This is a genomic window from Roseiarcus sp. (genome assembly GCF_052145395.1).
In the GTDB taxonomy this organism is placed as follows: domain Bacteria; phylum Pseudomonadota; class Alphaproteobacteria; order Rhizobiales; family Beijerinckiaceae; genus Roseiarcus.
The window spans coordinates 1-5,051 of record NZ_JBKQOT010000286.1; the positions used below are offsets into that span (position 1 = coordinate 1).

Consider the following 5,051-nt stretch of genomic DNA (forward strand, 5'->3'; position numbering starts at 1 on the left):
TTGCCGCCTTCTTCGCCCTGCGCCGGTCGAGGATGGCCTTGGCGTGAGCCGCCTCGTCGTCCGTGACCGCGCCGACCTCATTGCCGTCGAGGTCAACGCGCGGCGCTCCAGGACGCATCGACCTGAGATAGCGGTCGCTCCTGGTGTGGTAGCGCAGCGCTCTGGCGCGCTCGCGGTCTGTGATCGCCGGCGCCCGTTCGGCGATGTCCTTGTCGATACCGACCTTGAACGGGCGGAGTCGCCCAGCCGCGAACGCGAGCGGAAACCACTCGCGAAGGATGCTCAGCGTCTCTAAGACGCCTTTCAACCAGGTCCGGTCGGCAGCCTCGACCGCTAGGGCAGCTTGTTGTAAAGACGCGCCGGGTGATGACGCATGCTTTACGCGGGTCTCGGGGCTGTGTCCGGGACCCGCTTCATTTTGGTCCACCCTTCAGACGTCGGCGAGCGTGCGCTGGCGCTTCGGGCCGAAGGACGCCCGGCGAGCCAGCGCTTCAACGATTTCGGCGTTGGCGGGGTCGCCATAGGCTTCCCGGACCCACCTTTTTACTGTTTTGGGATGAACGTCGAGGCGCTGGGCGAGCGTCGCGACCTTGATCAACGCGACCGGCGCGTTCTTGTCGACCGGCGCGGGGGGAAGCCCGGCGCGCTCTCTGATGAGGGCGTCAGCTTCGCTGCTGACGAACCAATACTTGCCGGCGATGGCGCGCGGCCGCGGAATCCTCGGAAGGGCATTGTGATGCACGACAGACCTCACCCGCCGGCTTCAAGCCAGCGTCAAACGAACTTTGGGGTTCGCTTGGTGAGGTACCAGGCCGAGGCTTCTCGACCCTTGGGGAGCCCTGATTTGCCTATGTCCTACGATATGCCACGATGGCATACGAAGGCCATGGCCGCCTAAAGAACGGCCTTCGGCTGGACCGCCATGTGATCCCGAGAGGCGCAGCTCTCCACATCACAGTGGGCCGGGAACCTTTACTCCCCGCCCTGTCGCCAGGACGGCGCTTATCCACCCGCCGTCCAACTCGGGTGGCATCGCTGAATCCTCTAGTCCCACCAAGAACTTTGAGGATGAACGCCATTAGTATGGCGCGGCGAGGCACATAGCGGACCAACTGTACGTTTACAAGCCCCCGCCGCGCACTCCGCTGGTTCACGTTGTCAACTCCGTCACCCACGATAGCCTCGGCATACCCCTGCGGTACCCCGCTCCGCCTTCACGGCCTCGCTATGGGCCGCGAGCCTTGGGATCTCAGCGTGTGCTTGGGCTCAGGCGGAGGCCGCGCATGGATCCGTTCCGGCCCCGAGGCGGCAAGCGGACATGGCCGCACTCACGACGCACGCTCCTGACGCGTTCTATGATCCGCCGCGAAAGGACGGCGAGGCGCGAACCCCCTGACCCTGCCGGCGCCACGTTCCGGCAGCACTTGAACCGGGAGATCCTCATCAGCGAGCGGCGGCGGATGCTGAGCCTGGCCGCAGTCGCGGCTGTCATTATCGCCCTGATCCTGCTCTCGGTCACTTTCGCGCCCGGCTTCGTAAGGTCGATCTATCATGATCGACTCCCGGTGCGCGCTGCGTTGGCGGCCTTCTCGGCTTTCATTGCCTACGAGCTGCTGGCGGCTGGCCTGCTCACCTTCCTCATCCGTCGCGGTCGAAGATTTCCTCTCCCCGGTCGCTATGTGAACGCCCTAGTCGAGACCAGCTTTCCAACTTTGCTGCTCTATCTCCTCACCGGGTATCTCTCGGCGCCCATCGTCTTCAGCACATGGCCTGCGCTGCTCTATTTTGTCTTCATCATTCTTTCGACCCTGCGGCTCGATTTTGCGCTTTCGGCCTTCACCGGAGCGGTCGCGGCGGTCGAGCTCTTTGCCCTCGCCTATGTGACGCTGCACCTCGCCTGGCGCACCGACGACCCGAACTTCAGCATCGCCTATCATCTGGCTCGCAGCGCAGTCCTTCTCGGAGCCGGTGTGCTGGCCGGCTCCGTCGGCGTCACGATCAAGAGCCACTTCGAGCGGGCGCTCGCGGCCGCGTCCGCCCGCGACCGAGTGACCAACCTGTTCGGCCAGCACGTCTCGCCGCGGGTGGTCGAGCGGCTGCTCGCCATCGGCGCCGCCGAGCTCAGCGAAATGAGGCGGGTATGCGTCATGTTCGTCGACATTCGGGGATTCACGGAAGTGGCGCGCAGCCGCACGCCGGCCGAGGTTGTCGCTCGCCTCGACGCCGTTTTCGAGATCCTGGTCGACATCGTCGATCGGCACAACGGCATCGTGAACAAGTTTTTGGGCGACGGGCTGCTCGCCATCTTCGGCGCGCCGATCGATGATCCTCTGGAGGCCGTGAACGCCGTCGCGGCGGCGCGCGAAATGCTGAGCGCGGTCGACGCAAGCAATGTCGGCAATGTCTGGCCGATCCGCCTCGGCATCGGCATTCACATTGGCCAGGCGGTCGCCGGAACCGTCGGCACGCTGCAGCGCAAGGAATATACCGTGGTCGGCGACACGGTGAACCTGGCGTCACGCCTCGAGAGCCTCAACAAAGAGGTGGGCTCGGAGCTCATCGTCTCGGACGCCGTGCGCGAGGCGGCAGGCGACGCCATCGGAGACGCTCTCCCGCTCGGACCCGTCTCCGTGCGCGGCTACGCCGAGCGGGTCACGGTCTGGCGGCTCGCCTAAGAGCGCAGCGGACAACGGTTTCGTCCGGAGGCTTCGCGACCGGAACCGCCGCGGGAATTTGCTTCAGAGGGAAATTCCGCGGCGCTGAAGGCGCCTCTTCGACCCTTTAGTCGGTTTGCCGGTTCAATCGCCACGACGCGTGCGTGACGCCGTCGAGTTGACTGAGTCTCGCGACAATCGCCTCGAGCAATAGCTCCCGTCTCTTTTGCGAGGTCACGATCGCGGTCACGTCGACGCGACCGCTTTCCTCGCTGGAGGCGGTATCGACTTGGCTGAAATGGATCTCCGGCACATCGGCGATCTGATGAACAAGCGCGGACCGCACTTCGGGAGCGACGGCCGCCCGGCAACTGATCGTGACGAGATAGTGCTGCTCCTCCTCGGGCGTGTCGAACGGCTGACGGTTGATGGCGCGCACGATCGGCCTCAGCGCCGTGTTGGCGCAAATGACCAGCGCCGCCGCGAGAAGGCCGAAGAGCGCAAAGCCCTCACCGGCGATGAGACCGACCGCCGCGGAGCACCAGAGCGTCGCCGCGGTGTTGAGCCCCCGGACGTTGAGGCCTTCCTTGAAGATGACGCCGGCGCCGAGAAAGCCGATCCCGGAGACGACCTGCGCCGCGATGCGCGCTGAGCCCTGGTCATCCAGGACGATGCGCGAGTAGGTCACGAAGATCGCTGCGCCAAGCGCTACCAGCGTACTGGTCCTCAGGCCCGCCAAACGCTGGCGCCATTGTCGCTCGAGACCGATTGCGGCCCCGAGGGCCCCAGCCACGACCAGGTTCAATCCGGCCTGTGCAAGCTGCATGGTCATGACACGTCTCCTCGGCGCCGAAGCGCGGGGCGATTGGCCTTCAGCTTCACACCCGCACGCCGCTCGACTCGCAAAAGTTCGAAGTTCCGGGAAGGGCTCTACGCGCCGCCCGGCTTTTTGCCGGGCCGGCGGGCCGACTTGGGCCTCGAGACATTCGAGGCCTCCTCTAACCCGCGTATGGCAGCGGCACCGCCGCAGCCAGCTTGCGGCCGCCCGTCGGCGCGCTCCACACACAATAGAGTTTGCCGGTCGTCCGGTTGACGCGCCAGTTGCAAGCAAGCGCTTGCAACCCCCGCCGCCGGCGGCGGAAGGCGACCACAACGGGATCGCGGTTTTCGGTGAGCGTGTTCATGGCTCGCCTCCATTCCCAGTTCTTGAGGTCTGGGGCCGGAGTGCGAGGCGAAGAGGCGGCCTAAACCGACGGGACGGCCCGAGCGCAGGCTCCGGCCTGCGACCGATGATGATGATGTCGAGCGGGGGAGAAACGCGTTCCCCGGCCGCTCCAGCCGGTACTGCCCATCTGTCTTTCAACGGTTGAGGAAATCGTCGGCGGCGCAGAAGAGTCGCCGTCGCGAGCGCAAATGAGCCTCGGTCCCGCGTCTGTCAACTGCAAAAAAGCAAAATATGTCGAATTCGCCCGGCCGCGCTCCCTTGCTGATTTTGCTGGGTTCGAGGTCGGGCTGTGGCCCGGGGGGGGGACTCCCCACCGTTTTTCAAGCGGCGTTTTGGGCGGCGAGGGAGGGGTCGAATAGCGTGCTGGTTCTGAGCATTGCGCAGGCGACATTGAGATTCCGGTCGGCGACGGAGCGGAGGGCTCGGCCATGAGAATGGCCGCGCTTGCGCAAGTCGGCGTATTTTGCTCGGCTTTTCGGATCGTGCTGCACGGCGACGCGCGCCCAGTGATAAAGTGCGTTGGCGAGGCGATTGTTGCAGGCTTGGCGGCGCACGACGATGCAGCTCTTTCCGGACCGCTTGGTCACCGGCGCGACCCCTCCCAAACTTCGCAAGGCGGGGTAATCTCGCCGTTGCAGAGGCTCCGAGGCTTCGGCGAGCAGCGTGGCGAGGACGGTCCTTCCCACTCCCGGCAAGGATGCGAGGATCGCCGCGTCATGCTGCTTTTCCTGCCCCGGCTCGCTCTCCTGACTCGCCGCGAGGCTGTCGATGAGCGCGGCGATCTTGCGGTCGGCCTCCCTGATCTGGCGATTGACGAGTTTCAGATGGGGGATGATCGAGGCGACGTGGGCGCTGGCGGCCTCGACGGTTCCGGGCGCGAGCGTCGGCGGCGTCGCGCGCACGGCTTTCAGGATCGCGGCGGCGTCGAAGCGACGAATGCGCTGCTCTTTGAGGAACTGGGCGACCCTGGCTTCGCGCAGCCGGGCGGCCTTGGCCGGCGTCGGGACGATGACGAGGAAGTCGAGCAGCCACTCGGCGCCGCAGTCGTCCTCGAGTTCGAGGAGCGCCGGAAAATAGCGCCAAAGCTGCTCCCCCAGGCGGTTGGCCAGGCGAATGCGTTCGAAGCCGAGCTCGTCGGCGATGCGCGACCATTCGCGCAGCTCGACCACGAC

6 protein-coding genes are annotated in these 5,051 nt (G+C 65.6%); 1 reads left to right on the top strand and 5 read right to left on the bottom strand.

The annotated features are described in order from the left end of the window. The coding region (locus ACLP25_RS09600) for a ProQ/FINO family protein (RefSeq protein ID WP_442468974.1) at positions 1-307 on the bottom strand (307 nt) is incomplete at its 3' end. 123 nt (positions 308-430) lie between these two features. Next, a complete protein-coding gene (locus ACLP25_RS09605) occupies positions 431-742 on the bottom strand; it encodes a hypothetical protein (protein WP_442468975.1) in 312 nt (103 codons plus the stop codon). A gap of 718 nt (positions 743-1,460) precedes the next feature. On the opposite strand from ACLP25_RS09605, the gene ACLP25_RS09610 reads away from it, so the two are divergent. Beyond that, positions 1,461-2,675 (top strand): adenylate/guanylate cyclase domain-containing protein, encoded by a 1,215-nt coding sequence (locus ACLP25_RS09610; protein ID WP_442468976.1) that lies wholly within the window; start codon positions 1,461-1,463, stop codon positions 2,673-2,675. A gap of 106 nt (positions 2,676-2,781) precedes the next feature. On the opposite strand, the gene ACLP25_RS09615 is transcribed toward ACLP25_RS09610, so the two are convergent. From ACLP25_RS09615 to ACLP25_RS09625, 3 genes are all read right to left on the bottom strand, one after another. Then, a complete protein-coding gene (locus ACLP25_RS09615; protein WP_442468977.1) occupies positions 2,782-3,486 on the bottom strand; it encodes an MgtC/SapB family protein in 705 nt (234 codons plus the stop codon). Between the two features lie 166 nt (positions 3,487-3,652). Further along, a complete protein-coding gene (locus ACLP25_RS09620) occupies positions 3,653-3,838 on the bottom strand; it encodes a hypothetical protein (protein ID WP_442468978.1) in 186 nt (61 codons plus the stop codon). 361 nt (positions 3,839-4,199) lie between these two features. Next, positions 4,200-5,051: transposase (locus tag ACLP25_RS09625; protein ID WP_442468979.1), on the bottom strand; the 852-nt coding region annotated here is incomplete at its 5' end.